16 protein-coding genes are annotated in these 21,919 nt (G+C 73.2%); 7 read left to right on the top strand and 9 right to left on the bottom strand.

Features of this window, described 5'->3' with window-relative positions; translation table 11 throughout:
* Positions 1-172 precede the first annotated feature (172 nt).
* Both E1166_RS30800 and E1166_RS08135 read right to left on the bottom strand, forming a co-directional pair.
* The gene (locus E1166_RS30800) at positions 173-895 is read right to left on the bottom strand and encodes a PRC and DUF2382 domain-containing protein (protein WP_207914094.1); all 723 of its coding nucleotides are present in this window, start codon (positions 893-895) and stop codon (positions 173-175) included.
* A gap of 612 nt (positions 896-1,507) precedes the next feature.
* Positions 1,508-2,008, bottom strand: a complete 501-nt coding sequence (locus tag E1166_RS08135) for a GNAT family N-acetyltransferase (RefSeq protein WP_132337183.1) — start codon at positions 2,006-2,008, stop codon at positions 1,508-1,510.
* A gap of 66 nt (positions 2,009-2,074) precedes the next feature.
* Between E1166_RS08135 and wrbA the strand changes: the two genes are divergently transcribed.
* A complete protein-coding gene (wrbA, locus tag E1166_RS08130; RefSeq protein ID WP_132262043.1) occupies positions 2,075-2,695 on the top strand; it encodes an NAD(P)H:quinone oxidoreductase in 621 nt (206 codons plus the stop codon).
* A 43-nt stretch (positions 2,696-2,738) separates the two neighbouring features.
* Here the strand turns inward: wrbA and E1166_RS08125 are convergent, their stop codons facing one another.
* The gene (locus E1166_RS08125; protein ID WP_132337181.1) at positions 2,739-4,673 is read right to left on the bottom strand and encodes a chorismate-binding protein; all 1,935 of its coding nucleotides are present in this window, start codon (positions 4,671-4,673) and stop codon (positions 2,739-2,741) included.
* 265 nt (positions 4,674-4,938) lie between these two features.
* Between E1166_RS08125 and E1166_RS08120 the strand changes: the two genes are divergently transcribed.
* The 3 genes from E1166_RS08120 (at position 4,939) to E1166_RS08110 (ending at position 9,373) form a co-directional block, all read left to right on the top strand.
* Positions 4,939-6,354: an FGGY family carbohydrate kinase gene (locus E1166_RS08120; protein ID WP_132337179.1), complete on the top strand. Its 1,416-nt coding sequence runs from the start codon at positions 4,939-4,941 to the stop codon at positions 6,352-6,354.
* A gap of 182 nt (positions 6,355-6,536) precedes the next feature.
* Positions 6,537-8,954, top strand: coding sequence for a nitrate- and nitrite sensing domain-containing protein (locus tag E1166_RS08115; protein ID WP_243710248.1), 2,418 nt, complete (start codon positions 6,537-6,539; stop codon positions 8,952-8,954).
* Between the two features lie 5 nt (positions 8,955-8,959).
* Positions 8,960-9,373 carry a roadblock/LC7 domain-containing protein gene (locus E1166_RS08110; RefSeq protein ID WP_207914093.1) on the top strand — a complete coding sequence of 138 codons (414 nt, stop codon included), beginning with the start codon at positions 8,960-8,962 and terminating at the stop codon, positions 9,371-9,373.
* Positions 9,374-9,443: 70 nt separating this feature from the next.
* On the opposite strand, the gene E1166_RS08105 is transcribed toward E1166_RS08110, so the two are convergent.
* Positions 9,444-10,931 carry a GH1 family beta-glucosidase gene (locus E1166_RS08105; RefSeq protein ID WP_132337175.1) on the bottom strand — a complete coding sequence of 496 codons (1,488 nt, stop codon included), beginning with the start codon at positions 10,929-10,931 and terminating at the stop codon, positions 9,444-9,446.
* 872 nt (positions 10,932-11,803) lie between these two features.
* On the opposite strand from E1166_RS08105, the gene E1166_RS08100 reads away from it, so the two are divergent.
* On the top strand, positions 11,804-14,701 hold the full coding sequence (locus tag E1166_RS08100; protein ID WP_207914095.1) for a glycoside hydrolase family 48 protein: 2,898 nt from the start codon (positions 11,804-11,806) through the stop codon (positions 14,699-14,701).
* A 358-nt stretch (positions 14,702-15,059) separates the two neighbouring features.
* Here the strand turns inward: E1166_RS08100 and E1166_RS08095 are convergent, their stop codons facing one another.
* Positions 15,060-15,758: a DUF3159 domain-containing protein gene (locus tag E1166_RS08095; RefSeq protein ID WP_243710247.1), complete on the bottom strand. Its 699-nt coding sequence runs from the start codon at positions 15,756-15,758 to the stop codon at positions 15,060-15,062.
* Positions 15,759-15,842: 84 nt separating this feature from the next.
* On the opposite strand from E1166_RS08095, the gene E1166_RS08090 reads away from it, so the two are divergent.
* A complete protein-coding gene (locus E1166_RS08090) occupies positions 15,843-16,730 on the top strand; it encodes a phosphatase PAP2 family protein (RefSeq protein WP_132337169.1) in 888 nt (295 codons plus the stop codon).
* Between the two features lie 3 nt (positions 16,731-16,733).
* Here E1166_RS08090 and E1166_RS08085 read toward each other — a convergent pair whose 3' ends face one another.
* Entirely contained in the window at positions 16,734-17,186 is a 453-nt protein-coding gene (locus E1166_RS08085; RefSeq protein ID WP_132262024.1) for a YbhB/YbcL family Raf kinase inhibitor-like protein, read from the bottom strand.
* Between the two features lie 89 nt (positions 17,187-17,275).
* Here E1166_RS08085 and E1166_RS08080 point away from each other — a divergent pair, with 89 nt between their 5' ends.
* Complete coding sequence (locus tag E1166_RS08080) at positions 17,276-17,947, top strand: maleylpyruvate isomerase N-terminal domain-containing protein (RefSeq protein WP_132337167.1); 672 nt, start codon at positions 17,276-17,278, stop codon at positions 17,945-17,947.
* A gap of 66 nt (positions 17,948-18,013) precedes the next feature.
* Here E1166_RS08080 and E1166_RS08075 read toward each other — a convergent pair whose 3' ends face one another.
* From E1166_RS08075 to E1166_RS08065, 3 genes are all read right to left on the bottom strand, one after another.
* The gene (locus E1166_RS08075) at positions 18,014-18,874 is read right to left on the bottom strand and encodes a DUF1028 domain-containing protein (RefSeq protein ID WP_132337165.1); all 861 of its coding nucleotides are present in this window, start codon (positions 18,872-18,874) and stop codon (positions 18,014-18,016) included.
* Between the two features lie 72 nt (positions 18,875-18,946).
* On the bottom strand, positions 18,947-20,128 hold the full coding sequence (locus tag E1166_RS08070) for a low temperature requirement protein A (RefSeq protein ID WP_132337163.1): 1,182 nt from the start codon (positions 20,126-20,128) through the stop codon (positions 18,947-18,949).
* A gap of 329 nt (positions 20,129-20,457) precedes the next feature.
* A partial coding sequence (locus tag E1166_RS08065) for a transglutaminase-like domain-containing protein (protein WP_132337161.1) occupies positions 20,458-21,919 on the bottom strand: 1,462 nt, incomplete at its 5' end.

The raw sequence follows: 21,919 nt of genomic DNA, 5'->3' as shown, positions 1-21,919 counted from the left end.
CTCGTCACCGGTCAACCGCACGTCGGCCGCCCTTCCTGAACAGATCGACCGTCAGCCTAGGCGCAGCCACCGACACGTCTGCCGGTCGCGGCCGGCGGCACGGAGACGACACCGGGCGGACGGGCTGGTGCCCGTCCGCCCGCCGCCCCGGCACCCGCCGGGACCGTCGTGGTCAGCCGCGCCGTCGTGCCGACTCCGGCACGTCGACGTCGATCCGCTCCCGGCGAACCTGCTCGTCGATCGGCTGTTCCTCGACGATCTCGTCCTTGGCCAGCCGGACCCGCTCGACCGGGACCTGTTCCTTACCGACCACCGGACGCTCGGCGCGCAGCTCCATCTCCCGCTGCTCGTCGCGGATGTCCGGCCGGATCTCACCCCGGTTCGCGTCGGTGATCGGCTCGCGGATGACGCGCACCTCGTCGTGCTCGACCGGCACGGTGGTGTGCACGTTCTCGGTCACCACCTGCTTGCTCAGCCGGGCGGTGCCCGCCGGCTCGCTCTCGGTGCCGACCCGCAGCCGTTCCTCCGACCGGGTCAGCTCCGGCGAACCGGGCATCCGCTGCGGCGGACGCTCCTGCTGCTGGAGCTGGTAGTGCCGGTAGAGCTGGGCGAGCCGGTCGCTGCCGAGCGGCTGCTCGGTGCCGGCCTCCACCGTCGGTGCGCTCTTGACGGTCGCCTTGTCGTACGGCACGGTCACCTTGCCCTCGGATATGCCGGCCCCGGTCAGCGGGGCCATGTGCTCGTGCTGGCCCATCATGCCGGTCTTCACACTGACCCAGGTCGGCTCGCCGGCGGCGTCGGCCCAGACCTGTGCCACGCTGCCGATTTTCGCGCCCGAGCGGTCCTGGACGTCCTGTCCGTACAGCGAACGGACCTGCTGTTCGGTCAGTCGCATGGTTCGTCCTTCCTCTCGTGGGTCACCGCTGGCTACCCGACGGGTCAGGGCAGCATTCGTCCAAGCCGGCGTGGATACCGGCGCGGCCGGTGGTTCCCGCGGCGGGACCACCGCCGGTGCGCCTGGCGACGGGAGTGCGGCGTGCCGCTGCCCGGCGTCTACCTGCGAGGTGAGGCGGGAGGTCGACCGGAGAGATGTGGGGAGTTGGTCGACCTGAGAGGTGTGGGGGGAGTTGGTCGACCTGCGGGCACCCGGTGCGGTGTCGGCCCGGCGCTCGGATCCGGCGGCCGGTTCCGCCGTCATCGGGGCGCGACGAGGGCGGGCCGAGCCTCGCCCGGCACAGCGGGCCGACGACCTGCACGACGATCTCCGGTAGAGAGCGGTAGCCAGGCCGTCGACCCGCTGGCGGATCCCCCCAGCTGGAACGGGCCCCCTGATCGCGCTACGCCCGCCGTCGCGCGAGCGGAGCGCGATCCCCCGTTCAGGTTCCCCGGTGTCGGCGACGTTTGCGCCCCGTCGACATCCGTGCGAACAGGATCCCGGTTCGACCACGACCATGGCATCGCTCCCACGCAGAACTTGCGCAAATCTTGAGCTGAGTCGGGTGGGACTTCAGAGACGCCGATGCATGACCAGCAGATCGACGTCACCCTCGGTCGGGTGCCGGAATCCCGCCGGGATCCGACCGACCACCTCGAAGCCCAGCGATCGCCAGAGCGCGCCGGCCCGGGTGTCGGTCGCCACCACCGCGTCGAACTGCATCGCCCGATAACCGTCGGCGCGCGCCAACTCCAGCACGTGTACGCCGAGAGACCGGCCCACCCCCCGACCCGCCGCGGCCGGCGCCACCATGAAGCTGGCGTTGGCGACGTGGTCGCCCGGGCCGGCCTGGTTCGGCACCAGTTTCGCCGAGCCCAGCACGGTGCCGTCGGAGTCCACGGCCACCACCGTCCGCCCCGGTGGCCGGACCAACCACATGCCCCGGGCCGCCTCCTCCGACACATCCCGCGGCCAGGTGTAGGTCTCGCCGGCACCGACGATCTCCCGAAGGAAGGGCCAGATGGCCGGCCAGTCAGCGTCGGTTGCCGTCCTGATTCGCAGGCCCTGGAGCATCGCACGAAGTTTGACGGCGCAAACAACGGGTAGTCGCCGAAGCTGACCCGAAACGAGGAGGAATCGATGGACGGCCAGGTCAAGGTCGCGGTGATCTACTACAGCGCCACCGGTATCACCTACCAGATGGCGCAGGCAGCCTGCGAGGCAGCCGGGGAGGCTGGCGCCGAGGTCCGCCTGCGCAAGGTGCGCGAACTGGCACCCGACGAGGCGATCCGCTCCAACGCCGGCTGGCAGGCGCACCGCCTGGAGACCCAGGACGTCATGGAGGTCGAGATCGACGACCTGGCGTGGGCCGATGTGGTCATCCTCGGCTCGCCCACCCGATACGGCATGATCGCCGCGCAGCTCAAGCAGTTCATCGACACCACCGGCCCGCTCTGGGCCAACGGCGCGCTGGCGAACAAGGTCTACAGTGCGTTCACCTCCGCCGCCACGGAGCACGGTGGGCAGGAGTCCACCCTGCTGTCGCTGTTCACGGTCTTCCACCACTGGGGCGGCATCGTGGTGACCCCCGCCTACACCGATCCCAGTCAGTTCGTCGCCGGCAACCCCTACGGTGCCTCGCACACCAGCAACAACGGGGAGGTTCCCCCGGACCACGTGGCGCTGGCCGCGACCGCGCTGACCGCCAAGCGGGCGGTGCAGATCGGCGCGGCCCTCAAGCGCGGCCTGGCGGCCGGCTGACCACTGACGGGGCCCGGTGAGGCCGGGCCCCGTCATCGTCCGCCTACCGGCGATCCGCGGAACCGTGCGTGGTCAGTGCCGGATGCGCCAACAGGTGGCCGAGCAGGTCCGCCAGGACGGCCATTCCGTCCCGGCTGAGCACCGACTCCGGATGGAACTGCACCCCGGCGAAGCCGGGTCCGCGCAACGCGTGCACCGCCGCGTCGACCGGGTCGCGGGACAGCTCCGCCGCGCCGTACGGGGTGGTGACCCGGTCGGCGTCGGCCAGGGCGGTGAACGTGGAGTAGAAGCCGACCCGTCTCGGCGTGCCGAAGACGCTCACCTCACGTTGCAGCCCCTGGTACGGCGCCTCCCGCCGGTGCAACCGCAACCCGAGCAGGCCGGCGAGCAGTTGATGACCGAGACAGACCGCCAGCGTGGGCAGACCGGCGGCCAGCCGCGCGGTCAGCAGCCCACGCAACGCCGCCATCTTCGGCTCGTCCACCGCCCGCGGGTCACCCGGCCCCGGACCGATGACAACCAGGTCGTACGGGTCGAGCCTGCCGGGCCGCAGCCACGGGCGTACCTCGACGGCGAGGCCGAGCGCACCCAGCTGGTGGGCCAGCATCCCGGTGAAGGTGTCCTCGCCGTCGACGATCAGCGCCCGCCGGCCGACCAGCCCGGGCAGAGTGGCCGCCCCGGGCAGTCGCTGGTCGAGCCAGAACCGGGCCAGCGGGATGTTGCGCTCGGCGAGCGCCGCCTGTACCTGCGGGTCGTCGGCGAGCGCCGCGCCCGGCCCGTGCCGAACCGGAGGCGGGGTGGGAACGGGCGCCTGCGGGCCGAGCCCGAAGGCGGCGAGCACCCCGGCCGCCTTCGCGTGCGTCTCGGCCACCTCGCCGGCCGCCGTCGAGTGCCGTACCAGGGTCGCCCCCACCGGCACCCGCAGCTCGCCCGCGGGGGAGATCTCCGCCGTCCGGATCAGGATCGGGGCGTCCAGTGTCTGTCGGCCGCCGGCGTCCCGTCCCAGCAGGGCCAGCACCCCGGAGTAGTAGCGCCGGCCGGTCCGCTCGTGCCGGGCGATCACCCGGCAGGCGTTCTCCATCGGGCTCCCGGTCACCGTGGGGGCGAACATCGTCTCCCGCAGCACCTCCCGGACGTCCCGGGTTCCCCGACCCGCGAGCAGGTACTCCGTGTGCGCGAGGTGGGACATCTCCTTCAGGTACGGCCCGACCACCTGCCCGCCCTGGTCGGCGACCCTGGCCATCATCTTCAGCTCCTCGTCGAGGACCATGTACAGCTCCTCGATCTCCTTCGGATCGCTCAGGAAGCGCAGCAGCGCGTCCCGGTCCGCAGCGGCCCCGGTGTGCCGGAAGGTTCCGCTGATCGGGTTCATCATCACCAGGCCGTCGTCGACGCTGACGTGCCGCTCGGGGCTCGCCCCCACCAGGATGCGGGTCCCGGTGAACACCAGGAAGGTCCAGTAGGCCCCCCGCTCGGCGAGCAGCAGCCGGCGCAGCGCGGCGGACGCCGCGGCCAGCGGCGCGCCCTGCACGTTCGCGCGCAGCGTGCGGTGGATGACGAAGTTGGCTCCCTCGCCGCGCCCGATCTCCTCGGCCAGCACCCGCCCGACGATGTCGGCGTACTCCGCGTCGGTGACGTCGAAACCGGCGTCGTTGGTCACCACCGGCGCGTCCGGCAGCGCGGCGAGCGCGTCGGCCAGGGCGACCGGGACGTGTCCGGCTATCTCCAGGTACTCCAGCGGCGTGCCGTCGTCGACGCACTCGAAGCCGCGCTCGACGACCTGCCGGTACGGCACCAGCGCCAGCGTGCGGGGCCCGGCTGGGCCGTCCGGCAGCGGTAAATCGGTGAGCCGGTCGGCGACGCGCACCTGGCCGGTGAAGAGGTCCAGGTGATCGGCGCACTCGCGGCGGATCAGCGCGAACGGGCCGGGGTCGGTGCCTCGGGCGAGGGCGGCGAGTAGGCGGTGCGGGTTGATCATGGAATCTCCTCGATGGCCTTCGCCGTCCGCCGGGGCGGCTCGGGAGCCGGGAGAGACCGGCGGCCGCCTCGTCGGGCGGCCGCGGAAAGCTACGCGCGGAAGGGGGCCGCCAGGTCGGCGGGCCACCAGTAGGACAGGGGCGCGAGCATGTCGTCACCCTATGCCGGGACGGCCCGGGCCCGGTAGCCGTTCCCACTTCGTGGCGGAAGGTTCCGGCGACCGATCGCGACGTCGCCGGCCCGGTGGTTCGGTACCGTGACCCGGGATGAACATTCTCGCTCTCGACCTCGGCACCTCCTCGGTACGCGGGCTCGTGCTCGACGCCGACGCGAAGCCGCTGCCCGGCGCCCTGGCCCGGCGCCGGCTGGGCGTGGCGGTGGCCGACGACGGCACCGGCACCCTCGACGCGGCCGGCTATCTCGCCTGTCTGGTCGAGTGCCTGGACGAACTCGCCGACGGCGGGCACCTGCGCGACGTGACGCTGGTCGCGCTCTCCGCCCAGTGGCACTCGGTGGTTCCGCTCGACCCCACCGGCACGCCGCTCGGGCCGGTGCTCACCTGGCTGGACACCCGCCCGGAGCCGCTGCCCGGCGCGGTCGGCCCGGCCGATCCGGCCGCGTTCCACCAACGTACCGGCACCTGGTGGCACCGGTCCTACTGGTCGGTGCGGCTGCCGTGGTTGCGTGCGCGCTGCGGCCCGGTCGGCCGCTTCGTCGGGCTCGCGGAGTACGCCCTGGGCGAGCTGCTCGACGCCGCGCCCACCTCGGTGTCGATGGCCTCCGGCACGGGGCTGCTCGATCTGCGCGCGATGGACTGGGACGCCGAGGCCTGCGCGCTGGCCGGCGTTCGCCCCGGCGAACTGCCCGAGCTTGCGCCGGCGGGCTGGCGCGGGCGGCTACGCCCGGAACATGCCCGGCGTTGGCCGCCGTTGGCCCGCGCCGAGTGGGCCGCCGCGATCGGCGACGGAGCGGCCTCCAATGTGGGCTCCGGCTGCGTCGACCCACATCGGGTGGCGGTCACCGTCGGCACCTCCGCCGCGGTGCGCCTGGTGCAGCCGGTGTCCGTCGACGCCGACCTGCCTGCGCTGCCCGAGCAGCTCTGGCGGTACCGGGTGGACCACGAACACGTGGTGACCGGCTCCGCCTACTCCTGTGGAGGCAACCTGTTCGCCTGGGCCAACCGGGAGCTGCGGCTGCCGCAGGGGCCGGATCTGGACGCCGCGCTGGCCCGCGTGCCGCCGCACGGTCAGGTGGCGACGAATCCCCGCTTCGGGGGTGACCGGCCGCCAGGCACCACCCCGGCCGGGGCGGGCGAGTTGCGCGGCCTCACCTTCTCCACCACCGCGGTGGAGATCCTGGCCGGGTTGATGGCCGGGCTGTGCCGGATGGTCGCCGACGACCTGGTCGTCCTGGAGTCCGTGGTGGACGGCCCGGTCGACGTCGTGCTGGGTGGGGGAGCGGTGACCGCGTCCGCCTGGTGGCGATCGGCGTTCGCCGCCACCCTCGCCCCCCGGCAGGTCCGGCACCGCTCCGAACCGGAGATCGGGGCCACCGGCGCGGCGTTGGTGGCCCTCGGGCGCTTCGCCGCGGCGCGACGGCTCGCCGCTTCCGGTCCGACGGAGCACGCCTCGTCCGTACATCCGGCCGCTCCGGCCACCGACGGAGGCCCCCAGGGCCGTTGACACAGCTCGCTGGCCTGGTTGGATGGACCCCGCTCCCCGACGACGGGGAGCGGGGGGCCGAGGAGGCAGGTGTGGGTGCAGGTCCCGATCCGACCGGGGGCGGACAGATCGGTGGCGGCCGATCGGGTGCCGCAGTCGTCCCACACCGGCGGCGGTCGCCGTTGCGGCTGCGGGACTGGCGTATGCGGACGAAGCTCGCCACCGTGCTGGTCATCCCGTCGGTGGCCTTCCTGGTGCTGGCCGGTGTGCAGACCACCACGCTGGTGGGACGGACCACCGCGCTGAGCGACTTCGCGCGGCAGGTCGGCGTCGGCCGGCAGATCACCGTCCTGGTGGACCGGCTCCAGCAGGAACGCGACCGGACGGCGGGCGAGTTGGCCGAGCTGCGCCGAGACGGCCTCTCCTCCGACCGGGCGGCGACGGCGCTGACCTTGCGCCCGTTGCAGGACGACACCGACGCCGCAGCCGGGGAGCTGCGCCGCGCTGCCGCGCCACTGGCCGACGCGGACGCCTCCTGGCGGGTCTCCTACGGCAAGGCGTTGGAGGCGTACGACCAGGTCCGCGCCATCCGTGCGGCGATCCTGCCGGCGGTACTGAGTTCCGAGACCATCCTGGGCAACTACCACCGGGCGGTCGACACGCTGCTCAGCCTGTTGGCCGAGCCCTCGCCCGGTGAGGAACAGCCGGAGCTGACCGACGCGGTGCTGCGCTACGTGCAGCTGGCCCGGGTCAAGGAGCTGTCGTCGCGGGTCCGCGCTCAGCTCTACGCCGCCGCCCGGGCGGGCCGGTACCAACTCGACGACCAGATCGCCCTGACCGACCTGCGGGCCCAGCAGTTGGCTGCGCTCGGCGCGTTCCGCGTCGCCGCGACCACCAGGCAGATCCAGCTGTACGACCGCGCCTCCGTGCACCCCGGGTTCGTGGCCGCGACCAAGCTGGAGGAGAAGAGTCTCGCCAGCGGCGGGGCCCGACCGGCGGTGCTCCCCGCCGAGCAGTGGTGGGACGCCAGCGCCCAGCGGCAGGAGCTGCTGCGCCAGCTCGAGACGCGGGTGCTCGACGAGGCGGCGACCCGGGCCGAGGACGCCAGCGGCGACCAGCTGCGGGCCACCCTGGCGGTGGTGAGCGCCATCCTGGTGGTGCTGGGGCTGGCCGTGCTGCTCGCCCTGCTGATCGGCCGTTCCATCGCGCACTCCATCGGGTTGCTGCGCGGGCAGGCCCTGCAGATCGCGCAGGTGGAGCTGCCGCACACGCTGGACCGGCTGCGTTCGACGCAGGGCACGCTGCCCACGATCGAGGTGGCGCCGCCGGTGGTGACCAGCTCCGACGAGCTGGGCGAACTGGCAGAGGCGTTCGTGGCGGTGCACCGCAGCGCGGTCAGCGTCGCCGTCGAACAGGCCCAGACGCGCCGCAGCGTGAACGCGATGTTCGTCAACCTGGCCCGGCGTAGCCAGGTGCTGGTGGAACGGCAGCTGGAGCTGCTCGACGACCTGGAACGGGAGGAGGCGGACCCGGACCAGCTGGAGAACCTGTTCAAACTCGACCACCTGGCGGCCCGGATGCGCCGCAACGACGAGAGCCTGCTGGTGCTGGCCGGCACCGAGTCCACTCGGCGGTGGAACCGCCCGGTCGGCCTCGGCGCGGTGCTTCTCGCGGCCAGCGCCGAGATCGAGCAGTACCAGCGGGTCCGCCACGAGTCGGTGGCCGACCTGCACGTCGTCGGGCACGCGGTGGGTGAGCTGGTGCACCTGCTGGCCGAGCTGCTGGAGAACGCCACCGCCTTCTCCCGGCCGGACACCCTGGTCCGGGTGACCGCCCGCCGTGAGGGCGGTGGGGCGCTGGTGGACATCGTCGATCAGGGCATCGGGATGAGCCGGGCCGCCCTGGAACAGGCCAACGCCGTGCTCGCCGCGCCGCCGGCCGCGGACGTCGCCGCCTCGGAGCGGATGGGCCTCTTCGTGGTCAGTCATCTCGCCGCCCGGCACGGCGTACGGGTGCACCTGGCGCCGGCGGACCAGGGTCTGGTGGCCCGGGTACTGGTGCCACCGGCGCTGCTGGGTCCGGCTCCCATGCCGGAGCTGGATCCCCCGGCCGCTCGGATGATCACCACGGGAGGCGTCGGCACCGCCCGGCGCCGGCGTACCCTGCCCCGCCCGGGGCGCTCGTCGCCCGGGGAGCTGCCGGTGGCGGGCCGACGTCCCGACCCGACGCCCAGCTCCGGTCGGCCGATGCCGCTGCGCGCCGAGGACGTGCTCGCGCCGGCCGCGCCGCCGGCCGAGGCCGGCGGCTGGTGGTCCCGGCAGGGGCCGAGTGCCTCGTCGGTCGCGTCCACCGGGCATGTGACGCCAGAGCCGCCCGGGACGCCGGTGATCGGAGGCACCAGTGCGCGGGGACTTCCCGTCCGGGTGCCGATGGCACAGTTGTCCGCCGTCACCGAGCCGGCCCGGCCCACGGTCCCCGCCACACGCGAGGACCCGGACCCGGAGGCGGTCGGCGGGATGCTGTCCAGGTTGTACAGCGGCGTCCGCCGGGCGGAGGCCGAGGAGAAGACGGACATTGCCCTGCCGCCGGGTGGGGTGCACAGCGAAGGGGGACGACAGTGACGACGTTGAGCCAGGAGGCACGGGACCTGAGCTGGCTGGTCAACGCGTTCGCCGAGCGGGTGCCGGGGGTCGCCCACGCGGTGGTGGTCTCCTCCGACGGGCTCCTGGTCGCGATCTCGGCGCACCTGCCCCGCGACCATGCCGACAAGCTCGCCGCGGTGACCTCGGGGCTGATGAGCATCACCGCCGGGGCGGCGCAGATGTTCGACGGTGACGTGGTGAAGCAGACGGTGGTCGAGATGGGGCGCGGCTATTTCCTGGTGATGCAGATCCGGGACGGCTCGATCCTGGCCACCCTGGCCAACGCGGAGGCCGACATCGGAGTGGTGGGTTACGAGATGGCCCGGCTGGCCAAGCAGGCCGGAGACATGCTCACCCCGGCGCTGCGTGCCGAGTTGCAGCAGGCCCTGCCGCGCTGAGGCGCGGGTGCCGGTGGCACCGGACCGGCCACCGCGGCGGGCGGTCCGGCACCACCGGTCGGCGTACGGCTCAGAGCCCGTTGTGGCGGATGACCGACCGGTACCAGTGGGCGCTGCGCTTGAGCACCCGGCGCTGGGTGGCGTAGTCCACGTACACCAGCCCCCAGCGCTGGTCGTACCCTTCGGCCCACTCGAAGTTGTCCAGCAACGACCAGACGTGGTAGCTCTCCAGCGGCACGCCGGCGACGATGGCGCGGTGCGCGGCGGTGAAGTGGTCGCGCAGGAACGCGATCCGGCCGGCGTCGTCGACCACGCCGTCGGGGCCGAGCACGTCCGGGCAGGGCAGCCCGTTCTCGGTGACGGTGATCGGGACCGGGCCGTAGTCGCGGGTGATCCGGGTCAGGACGTCGTACATCCCGTCGGGGTAGATCTGCTGCCAGTCGGCCTGCGAGGTGGGCCAACGCCGGGTGGTGTCGCCGTCGGCGGTCACGTAGTACGGCGTGTAGTACTGCACCGCGAGCAGGTCCACCGGGGTGGAGATGACGGCCAGGTCGCCGTCGGCGATGCCCCGTACCATCCGGCTCCCGTCGCCGAGGTCGGCGAGCACGTCCTGCGGATAGGCACCCTTGAGGATCGAGTCCAGATAGAGGCGGTTCTCGTAACCGTCGTACAACCGGGCGGCGGAGGCGGCGGCGGCGGTGTCGTCGGCCGGGTAGCAGGGGTGCAGGTTGAGTGCGGGGCCGATCCGGGCGTCGGAGCCGTAGGCGCGCAGGGCGCGTACCGCCAGCCCGTGCGCGAGCTGGAGGTGGTGGGCCACCAGGTACGCGGCGTCCGGGTCCTGCCGGCCGGGGGCGTGGTGCCCCTGGAGGTAGCCGTTCTGCACCACGGTTTTCGGTTCGTTGACGGTCAGCCAGACCGGAACCTGGTCGCCCAGGGCGTGGAAGACGGCCTCGGCGTAGTCGGCGAAGCGGTACGCGGTGTCGCGGTTCTCCCAGCCGCCGGCGTCCTGCAGCGACTGGGGCAGGTCCCAGTGGAAGAGGGTGACCATCGGAGTGATGCCGCGTTCGTGCAGGCCGTCGATGAGCCGGCGGTAGAAGTCCAGGCCGCGCTGGTTGGGTTCACCGGCGCCGTCGGGCTGTACCCGGGGCCACGAGATGGAGAACCGGTAGCTGTGCAGACCCAGGTCACGCATCAGATCCAGGTCCTCGGACCAGCGGTGGTAGTGGTCGGCGGCCACGTCACCGGTGTCGCCGTTGCGGGTCCGCCCGGGCGTGCGGCTGAAGGTGTCCCAGATCGACTCGCCCCGGCCGTCCTCCTTGGCGGCGCCCTCGATCTGGTACGCCGAGGTGGCCGCGCCCCAGCCGAAGTCGTTCGGGAACAGCAGGGCCGGGGTGCCGGGAAAGGCTGCCGGTTCGAGGCCCGGCGGGACGCCGGGCTCGGCGGCCCCGGTCGGGGCCGCGGTGACCTGGTCCGCGGCGGGAGCGAGCCCGGCGCCGGCCGAGGCGGTGGCGGGGGGCGCGGCACGGCGCGGCAGTCGCCGTCGGGGGTGCATCGACATGGGCAGTTCTCCTCACGGTGCGGGCCACCCGACGGCCGGGAGCGCTCCCACGGTGGGCGCGCGACGATCCGGCCGTCTTGCCGGGCGGATCGTCAGCCTAGAAGGGGCCGGACCCGCGCCGGTGGCCGGGATGGAGTGTGGGGTGGGCGGAGCCGCGGGTCGGTCGGTGGGCCCGACCGTGTGCCGACAGCGAACGAGGCCGCCGGGTGGCGCGGACGCCTGTCCCGTCGGCCTCTTTCCCCCTGGACCACGGGGGTTTAGTGTGGGGACGGGGGAGGGCAACCCCCGTCCCCACCATGGTGCATACACGCACGGGTGGACTTGGCTGTTCGGTGTGCGTGTCGCGCGGGAGCCGGGCCACGCGAGTGGCTCTGTTCCACCTCCCTCCTCACGTCGGTGGGTGACGGCTGACGGCGGTGTCCGGGCTGGCCCGCCGTCAGCCTCTCGGGCTGTAGCGCCGCGGTGTAGTGACCGCGACCAATCCAACTGATTGCATCTACGTCGATGGAAGCGCTCCCATCGGCGATGCTGCGACTGTAACGCCCGTCACGACTTTGTGAAAGACCCTAAACGAGATCGAAATATAGATGTGCGTTTGAGCTGCGGTATTGTCGTGGGAGCGCTTCCATGGCACACTGTCGCAATCGCGACGCGGAGCCAGCTCGCGCGAGCGTGGGTCGCCGAGGGCATCCGGTTCTCCCGGACGGCACCCGAGGAGACGGCACCCTGCCCCGGCAGCACAGGCCGATTCCGACCGACCACCATCCCGGGCGCCTCCTTCCCCCCGCGACCCCTGCTCGCGTGGAGGTGCCCAGCCGGCGGCCCACCCCGGCCCCGGCCCGGTCCGAGGAGACACCGCGCACATGAGACTCATGGCAAGACGGCGCCGGACGGCGATACTCGCCGCCGCCGCCCTCGCCGTTGCTGGAGTGACCCTGCCCGCAGGCCCGGCACACGCCGCTCCGGCCTGCGACGTGACATACACGCCCAACGACTGGGGCGGCGGCTTCACCGCCAACGTCGCCATCAAGAACCTGGGCGACGCCATCAACGGCTGGACGCTCAAGTGGACCTTCCCGAACAGCAGCCAGCGGGTGACCAACGGCTGGTCGGCCAGGTGGAGCCAGACCGGTAGCGAGGTGACCGCCACCAACGAGGCGTGGAACGGCAACCTCGGCACCGGCGCCTCCACCACCATCGGCTTCCAGGGCACCTACAGCGGCAGCAACCCGAAGCCCGCCGCGTTCACGCTCAACGGTGTCACCTGTGACGGGGCCAGCGGCAACCTGCCGCCGACAGTCAGCCTGAGCATGCCCCCCGGCCCGTTCACGGCCCCGGCGGACGTCCCCCTGAACGCCGCCGCCAGCGACCGGGACGGGACGATCAGCAAGGTCGAGTTCTACCGCAACGGCCTGTTGGTCAACACCGACACCACCGCACCGTACGGCTACACGCTGGAAGACCTGCCGGCCGGCGACTACACCGTGCAGGCCAAGGCGTACGACAACCTCGAGGCCACCGCGATCGCCGAGCGGGCGTTCACGGTCCGCCCCGCCACCGGCCCGGCCCTGGTGGCCACCCCGTCCGCGGTCAGCGTCAACGAGGGCGGCACGGCCAGCTTCAACCTGAAGCTCAGCGCGGCCCCGAGCGGCAACGTCCCGGTGACCCTGACCCGCAGCGGGGACAGCGACATCACCGTGTCGCCCACCACCGTCACCCTGACCCCGAGCAACTGGAGCACCGGGGTCCCCGTCACGGTCGCGGCGGCGGAGGACTCCGACACGGTCGGTGGCAGTGCCACCATCACCGCCTCGGCCAGCGGCTTCGCCCCGCTGCCCATCGTCATCACCGAGATCGACAATGACGTTCCCGGTGGCGACAACGTCTACATCAAGCGCTTCCTGGACCAGTACGGCAAGATCAAGAACTCCGGGTACTTCAGCCCGGAGGGCGTGCCCTACCACTCCATCGAGACGCTGATCGTCGAGGCGCCCGACCACGGCCACGAGACCACCTCGGAGGCGTTCAGCTTCTGGCTCTGGCTGGAGGCCAACTACGGCCGGGTCACCCAGAACTGGGCGCCGTTCAACAACTCCTGGACGGTGATGGAGAAGTACATCATCCCGTCCTCAGCCGACCAGCCCTCCGCCGGCGCCGCGGGCACCCCGCAGTACGCCGCCGAGCACCCGCTGCCCAGCCAGTACCCGTCCAGGCTCGACCCGAACGTGTCCGTCGGTCAGGACCCGCTCCGCAGCGAGCTGCAGTCCACCTACGGCACCGGGGACATCTACGGCATGCACTGGCTGCTGGACGTGGACAACGTCTACGGCTACGGCCGCTGCGGCGACGGCACCACCCGGCCGGCGTACATCAACACCTTCCAGCGGGGCACCCAGGAGTCGGTCTGGGAGACCGTGCCGCAGCCGTCCTGCGAGACCTTCAAGCACGGCGGCAAGAACGGCTACCTGGACCTGTTCATCACCGAGCCGAACGCCCCGGCCAAGCAGTGGAAGTACACCAACGCCCCGGACGCCGACGCCCGCGCCGTGCAGGCCGCCTACTGGGCGCTGACCTGGGCCAAGGCCCAGGGCAAGCAGGCCGACGTGGCGGCCACCGTCGCCAAGGCCGCCAAGATGGGTGACTACCTGCGCTACGCGATGTTCGACAAGTACTTCAAGAAGATCGGCAACTGCGTCGGCGCGACCACCTGCCCAGCCGGCACCGGCCGGGACTCCGCCCACTACCTGATGTCCTGGTACTACGCCTGGGGCGGCGCGTACGAGGCCGGCCAGAACTGGTCGTGGCGGATCGGTTCCAGCCACAGCCACTTCGGCTACCAGAACCCGTTCGCGGCCTGGGCGCTGACCAACGTCAACGAGCTCAAGCCGAAGTCGCCGACCGCGGCCAGCGACTGGCAGAAGAGCTTCGAACGGCAGCTGGAGTTCTACACCTGGCTCCAGTCCGCCGAGGGCGGCATCGCCGGTGGCGCCACCAACAGCTGGGAGGGCAGCTACGCCCAGCCGCCGGCCGGCACCGCCACCTTCTACGGCATGTTCTACGACGTCGACCCGGTCTACAACGACCCGCCGTCGAACCAGTGGTTCGGCATGCAGGTCTGGTCGATGCAGCGGATCGCCGAGCTGTACCTGGAGACCGGCAACGCCAAGGCCAAGGCGCTGCTGGACAAGTGGGTGCCGTGGGCCATCGCCAACACCACGCTGGGCAGCAACTGGTCCATTCCGTCGGACATGAAGTGGACCGGCCAGCCCAACAACTGGAACCCCAGCAACCCGCAGCCCAACACCAACCTGCACGTCGAGGTGACGGTGAAGGGCCAGGACGTCGGCGTCGCCTCGGCCTTGGCCCGGACGTTGATCGCGTACGCGGCCAAGTCCGGCAACGCGGCGGCGAAGAACACCGCCAAGGGCCTGCTGGACGCGCTGCACGCGGCCAGCGACGCGAAGGGCGTCTCGATGCCGGAGAAGCGCGGTGACTACCGGCGCTTCGACGACGTCTACGACGCCGCCACCGGGCAGGGCCTCTACATCCCGCCGGGCTGGACCGGCAAGATGCCCAACGGCGACACCATCGCCCCCGGCAAGAGCTTCCTCGACATCCGGTCGTTCTACAAGAACGACCCCGACTGGCCGAAGGTCGAGGCCTACCTCAACGGCGGGCCTGAGCCGACCTTCAACTACCACCGGTTCTGGGCGCAGGCCGACGTCGCCATGGCGTACGCCGACTACGGCCACCTGTTCCCGAACGGGTGATCTGACCCTTCCGGGTGGGTGGCGCGGCGCCACCCACCCGGAGCCGACCGGGCCCGGGGGAGCGGACCGCCCGGTCGGCGGGCGGCCTGATTCCCACGGTCAGGCCGGGGGTGGGTCGACCGTCCGGCCAACGCAGCGGAGCGCGAGGCCCACCCCACCTTCCGCCAAGAGTTCCGTCGTTGCGCCTCCGTAGCCCGGGTTGCCCGGGGGCGCAACGGCACCGAGCGAAAAAAGACGGCCTCGCGGTATCACCCGGGGCCCCGACGGAGTACCGTGTTTCTCGGAGAGGCCGCTCCCCCCGTGGCGGCCTCTCCCTTTACGTTCCCGTCGCTCCGCGTTCCGGTCCCGCCCGCCGCCTTCAGGTGCCGTCCGGGTCGGCAGCCCTCGTCGGCACCGGGTGCCGTAACCCCGGGTGACCGGCCGGCAGCGACCGCCGGATCACCAGCCAGCTCACGGTCAGCGCCGCGGCCACCAGCGGCCAGCTCAGCGCCGCCCGGGCCACGGTCAGCTCGACCACCCGGTCGCCCAGGTACAGCGGCAGGAACACCGCCACCCGCAGTGCGTACGTCGCCGCCCACACCAAACTGCCCCGCGCGTACGCCCGCACCAGCGCCCGGTCCCGGCGCCACCGTCCCCGCTGCCGCAGCGCCACCCCGACCAGCACCCCCAGCAGCGGCCAGCGCACCGCGATGCTGACCGCCCACACCAACGCGCTGGCCGTGTTGGAGAAGAGCTGCACCAGGAAGAAATCGACCGCCCGCCCGGTGTACAGGGCGACCAGCGCGGCGACGCAGACGGCGAGCAAGCCGACCAGCACGGACCGGGGCCGGGAGCCGCGACGCAGCCGCCACAGCGCCACCGCCGAGCCGGCCAGCACGGCCACCACCACGCCCCCGACGACGGACCGGCCGGTCAGTAGCCAGCCGAGGGTGAACGCCACCGGCGGCACGGTCGCGTCCACCGCACCCCGGCGCCCGCCGAGCAGATCCGCCAGTGACTCCGGCCGGTCCGCGGTGGGTCGCTCCCGCTCCGACCGCTCCCGTTCCGACGTGTCCACCCCACACCTCCCGTGGTCCGGCCCCACGGTATCCGCAACGCGCTGACGGTCCCCCGAGCGACCTGCCGGGCGGACCGCTACGGTGTGCGGGTGCATGCGACGGCGCGGGGCGGGACGGCGGTCTGGTTGGTCGTACTGGCGCTGGCTCAGGTGGCCGCGTTCGCCCTGCTCTGGCGGCTGGCGGTGCACACCGGGACCGGCCAGTGGCTGGACACCGTCGCGTTGACCGGCAACCGGATCGGCCAGCAACGCATCGAGGGCCTGGTCGACCGGGTCCTCAACGCGATGTCGGTGGTCTCCCTGCTGGCCGTCACCGTGGTGATCGGCTTCATCGCGCTGATCCGGGGACGCAAGGCGCTCGCCCTCGGGGCCACCCTCCTCATCGCCGGTGCCAACGTCACCACCCAACTGCTCAAGTTCGGCCTCGATCGCCCCGCCCTGGGCATCGACCCGCAACGGGACGCGGTCGGCAACAGCCTGCCCAGTGGGCACGCCACCGTCGCCGCGTCGGTGGCGCTGGCGCTGGTGCTGGTCCTGCCGCCGAAGGTACGTGCGCTCGGGGCCTACCTCGGTGGCGCGTACGCGGCCGTCGCCGGCGTGGCCACCCTCTCCGCCGGCTGGCACCGGCCCAGCGACGCGGTGGCCGCCTTCCTGGTCGCCGGGGTCTGGGCGGCGCTGGCCGGGTTGTTCCTGCTGGTGTTCCAACGGGAGCAGGCCCAGGTCGCCCGTGAGGACGCGCACGGCCTCGCCGCCGCGGTGCTGGGACTCGGCGGCCTGGCCGCTGTCGTCGTCTCCGGGCTCGCCGTCTCCTCGCTGCTCGGCCAGCAGCAGATCGCCGTGGACGAGCTGACCCGACGCACCCTGTTCATCGGGTACGCCGGCAGCGCCGCCGGCATCGCCGGGACGATGGGCGTGGTGACCGCGCTGGTGCTGCTCTCGGTGCACCGGTTGGTGCCGCGCCACAAAGGCTGACGGTCAGCGCCGGTAGGTGCCCACCATGGTCCCACTGGCCAGCTCCCGGCCGGCGAGCGCGGCGTGCACGTCCGCCGCCTGGGGCGCGTCGGCCAGATCCAGCGGACGTTCCAGCGCGTACAGCCGGAAGAAGTACCGGTGCGCCGCCGTGCCCTGCGGCGGGTGCGGGCCACCCCAGCCGGTCGTGCCGAAGCCGTTGGGCCACTCCCGGCCGCCCTCGGGCACCTCACCCTCGGCGACCCCGCCCGAATCCGGCGAGATGCCGGTGACGAGCCAGTGCAGGAACGGACTGCGTCCGGCGTCCGGGTCCTCCACCAGCAGGAGCAGCTCGGTCGCCCCTTCCGGCACGTCGGACCACTGCAACGGCGGCGAGACGTTCCCGCCGTCCCGGGCGAACCGCCCCGGCAACTGGTCGTGGTCGGTGAACGCGGTGCTGCGCAGCATGATGCCGGCCATCTGTCGCCCGCCCCCTCTCGTCGGCCCGGCGCGTACCCGCCGACCGGGTGACGAAACCGTGTGAGAGGGTGAGGCGCGGAGGGGATGCGGTGGAGACGGTACGGGTGGCCTTCCGGGACGAGTGCGTCCGGCTGGACGGCATCCTGGGCGCGGTGGACGAGACGGACCTGGACCGCCCCACCCGCTGTCCGCCCTGGTCGGTACGGGACCTCATCGCACATGTCAGCACCGGCGCCGGGCGTCTGGTCGACATGCTCGCCGCGCCGGCTCCGCCCCGGGCCGAGGTGGACGCCGCCGGCTACTTCGGCATCGCCAAGTTCGCCCCGCAGGTGGACGCCGCCCGGATCGACAGCGCCCGCCGGGAGGCCCGCCGACCGGCCGACGCGGCAGCAGTGGCGGCGGCCTTCAGCGCCGCCTGGCGGGGCACGGACGCGGCGGTGGCGGCGGCGCCGCCGGGGCGGCTGGTCCGCACCCGGCACGGTGACGCGATGACCCTGACGGACTTCCTGGTCACCCGGGTGGTGGAGGTCGGCGTGCACGGTCTGGACCTGGCCGAAGGGCTGGGCCGGCCGCCGTGGCTGACCCCGACGGCCGCCCGGGTGGTCGCCGACCTGCTGACCGGCGGCCGGCCGGTGCCGGCGGCGTTCGGCGGGGATCCGCTCACCCTCATCGTCAAGGCCACCGGCCGTGCTCCGCTGACCGCCGGGGAACGAGCCGAGTTGGCGGCGGCCGGCCTCCGCCACCTCTCCTTCGCGGCCTGATTCGTCCGAGGCCGGGCCGCGGTCAGGCAGGCGCGGCTACCCACCCGCCGGGCCGGGTTCGTGGAATCAGGTCGGCTGGCGTGGCGCCGGCACCCGCGGGGCACGCCGCAGCTGGGTCAGCACGATCGGGTCGATCCGGCCCGGCACCAGCCGCTCCTCCAGGTTCGCCAACCCGGCCCAGGCGGCCAGCGCGTCGTCGAGCCCGGCCGGGTGGACCGGATGGCCGGCGGCGGTCAGCAGGGCGGTGACCTCGTCGGCGAGCGAGCCGGCGAGGTCGAGCAGAGTGGCCGGATCGGGCCGGCCGAACATCGTGGTGTGGATGTCGAGCAGCCGACCCAGCTCGGTGACCGGGTCAGGGTGGTCGTCGACCCGCAGGTTCACCACCTCGTCGCCGGTGCCGGCGTACCCGCCGTGGCGCTCGACCACCAGCAGGCCGGCGCTCTGCCGGCCGCGCCGGTCGCCGCCGGCCTGGTCGCCGGCCCGCAGCGCGGCGAGCAGCCGCTGCGCAAACGGCAGCGCCGCCCCGCCCAGCCAGGCGTCCCGGACCGCGTCCAACACGTGCGGGCCGGCGAGGATGTTGCCCTGCACCGCCCAGCCGTCGCCGGCCTGCCCGCCGGCCCAGGGACGGCACGCAGGACCGGTCCAGGTCGCGCCGACCCCGCCGGTGCCCACCACGCCGAGTTGGCGGTCGTCCCGGCCCGGGTCGGCGGCGACCAGCCCGGCCACCACGTCCACGGCGGCGACGCCGGTGCGCAGCAGGGCCAGCCCCTGCTGCCGGTAGGCCAGGTTGGCGTGCGCCTGGGTGGCGACCGCGCCGACTCGCGCCTCGGCTGCCGGCACCAGCGCTCCGGCGGCGAGGAACCGGCTGGCCACCGCGACGCCGTGCCGGCGTCCGTCGGCGCAGCGAGCGACAATGGAGAAGGTCACGGGTGGAGGCTAGCGGCGGCCAACCGCCGCCGACACGCCTGGTGACGGAAACCTCACACATCCGCTGGTGGTTCACATCGGCGGCGCGGCCTGCTCCGGGGGCTTGCCCCGGGCACGGCGGGCGTCGACCACCGCAACCCCGGCCAGCACCAGCGCGGCCAACGCCGCTGACAGCAGCGGTGGGGCGTGCACCAGCCACGGCACCGGCACCAGCATGACGCCCACCGCCACCCAGCGGGACGGGGAGACCCGACCAAACACCTCGTACTCGAAGCGGGCCCGCCCGGCGAGGAAGAGCACCGGACCGCCGATGATCATCGCAATCCAGGCCGCCTCGGGATGGCGCAGCGGGTACGTGATCGTCAACTCGTAGCCGATCGCGGTCGCCACCAGCCCCACCACCATCACCAGGTGGGTGTCCGACGCCGAGCGTCCGGTGGCCGCCGGCCGGCGCGACCTGGTCACCGCCTCGGCCAGAATCAGCCCGGCCCGCTGCGTGTAGATCCGCCAGAACAGCACCGATGTCACCACCGCCACCGCGAAGGCGGCCGTCGGGGCCGGGTCGTACGATCTGGTGCTGTACGTGAGCCCGGTGATCAGGATCGTCTCGCCGAGCGCGATGAGGAAGAACTGCTGGTACCGCTCGGCCAGGTGCTCCCCGGCGATCTCCCAGCGGCTGACCGGCGACCGGCCCATTCCCGGCACCGGCCAGTCGAGCCGGGCCGCGACGTACTCCAGCGCCAGCGCCAACGCCCAGAGCGCTGCCCGGGTGCCGACCGGCAGCAACGCGCCGGCGATCCACAACACCCCGGTGACGCTGAAGGTGATCAACATCCGCAGCTTGAGCCCGCGGTAGGGGTGCCGGCGCAACGCCAGCAGCAGGATCGCCGGGCGGGACACCTGCGCCGTCACGTACGCCACCGCGAACGCCATCCCGGCCGTGGTCAACGCGCGGGGGATCGCCACCCCCATCACCATGCTGGCCGCCAACGCGATGAACACGATCGTCTGCAACCAGCTGTGCCGCGGGTCGTAGCGACTGGTCGTCCAGGCCGTGCCCTGCCACACCGCCCAGAGCGCGAGCAGCAGCAGCAACGTCTTGCCGCCCCCGGTGATCGGCGACCAGCCGTCGGTGCCACGCGGATCCAGTGCGAGGTCCTCGAAGGCCCGGAACGAGATCCGGGTCAACGCGAAGATGTAGACCAGGTCGAAGAAGAGCTCCAGGAACGTGGCCCGCTGGGACGTGCGGGTCATCGCCAGGGGGTTCCCGTCCCCGGCTCTCACCGCCGCACCCCCGCCGACTGGTCCACCCCGCGTTCGTAACATCCCGGCGAGCCGCGGCGGCAGACAACGGCCGGATCCGCCGGCGGCATCGGCGCGCCGCTGGACCGCCGGTGCGTCGCCGAGGCGACGATCGTCGACCTGGCCGAGGAGCGTCTCCCCATCTTCCGCGTACCACGGTCGCCCGGCAGCGTGCGGCGTGCCGAGGACCGGACGGCTGGCCTGCGTGAGCTCGTCCGTCGGCGGGTCAACTGACCGGCTCTGCCAGGTCGGCCCGGATCGGGCGTCCCCGCTCAACCGGGTCAGGACCGCCAGCGCAGGGGCGCGGGGTGGACGGCCCAGAGGAGGCGACGCCACCAGGGCAGGGCGGCGCGGAGCGCGGCCACGTAGGCGGTCGCCTCCGTCGCCGCCCGCTGCGCCTGCGCGCCGGTCAGCGTGCCGGGGGCGAAAGCGGCCTGGTTGAGCAGCCCGGCCAGTTCCTCCACCCCGGCCGTCGTCGCCGCGGACCCGACCGGTGGGGCCTCCAGCAGCAGACCGCCGGTGCCGGGGACAGGGCCGCCGGCTGCGGGAACGGCGCCGACGCCGCCGACCGGGGCAGGGGAGCCGGTGCCGGCCGCGGAAGACGGCCCGGCGCTGTCGGTCCTTCGGCCGGTGCGGCCAGCAGACCTGCGCGGCGACGTTCTCGCTGCCGCGGCGCGTACCTCGACGAGGACCTGCCGGGCGCGGGCCGCCACCTCGGTCGCGGCCAGGTCCTCGCCGACCGGCCGGCCCGCCAACCGCAACGCGTCGGTGACGTGCCGCCAGGCGCCGGCGATCCGGTCGGCGGGGTCACCCCGACCGAGCCGGGCCCGGGTCTGCGCCCGGCGCATCCCGGCCAGGATGCCCAGGACCGCCCCGACCAGCAGGACCAGCACGCCCACCAGCAGAGCGGCCAGCGCTGGAGTCGACAACCCCCGGTCGCCGCCGTCCGCCTGCGCCGAAGTGACCGCCGGCGGGCTGGCGCTCGGCTCCACCGACGGCTCCGGCACCTCCGACGGCGGCGGTTCCTCCTTCGGCGGCCGGAAATCCTCCTCCACCGGTCGGGGTTCGACGTCCGGGCGGGGCAGCGGATCGAACGGCACCCAGCCCACCCCGGAGAAGAGCACCTCCGGCCAGGCGAACGCGTCCGCGGCCCGGACCGGCCCGGCGCCGGGCGCGGCGAACCCCACCACCACCCGGGTGGGCAGGCCGGTCAGCCGGCCCAGCACCGCGAACGCCGCCGCGAACTGCTCCGACGTGCCCCGCTGCCCGCCGCCGTTACGCGGACCGAACAGGAAGAAATTCACATTCGGGTACGCGTGCCCGCTCGGCGCGTCCGCCACCACCCGGTAGTGCTCGGCGAGGAACCGCTCGATCGCGGTGGCCCGCGCGTACGGTGCGGCGTTCTCCTGCGCGAACTGGGCGGCGAGCCGACGCAGCGGCTCCGGTGTCCCGTCCGGCACCCGCAGCACCCGGGCCACCTCGTCCCCGGCGGGCACGTCGGCGGTGGCGAGCAGGTTGACGTCCGGCTGCTCCCGTACCGACGTCACCGTGTACCGCAGCCCCGGCGTCAACCCCTCCGGGCGGATCAGCGTCCCGGTCGCCGGGTCGTACGCCACCCGCGCGCCGGTGACCTCGCGCGGGGTGGCCACCGCCGGCAGCAGCCGGCCGGTCAGGCCCGACACGGTGATCTCCTGGCGGACGGTGTCCACCGCCCCCGGCCCCGGCTCGGCGGCCGGCAGGACC

The sequence above is a fragment of the Micromonospora sp. KC213 genome (assembly GCF_004348325.1).
Taxonomy (GTDB): Bacteria; Actinomycetota; Actinomycetes; order Mycobacteriales; family Micromonosporaceae; genus Micromonospora.
The sequence above is the reverse complement of the archived record's forward strand: the minus strand, read 5'-3'. Positions and strand labels throughout refer to the sequence as shown.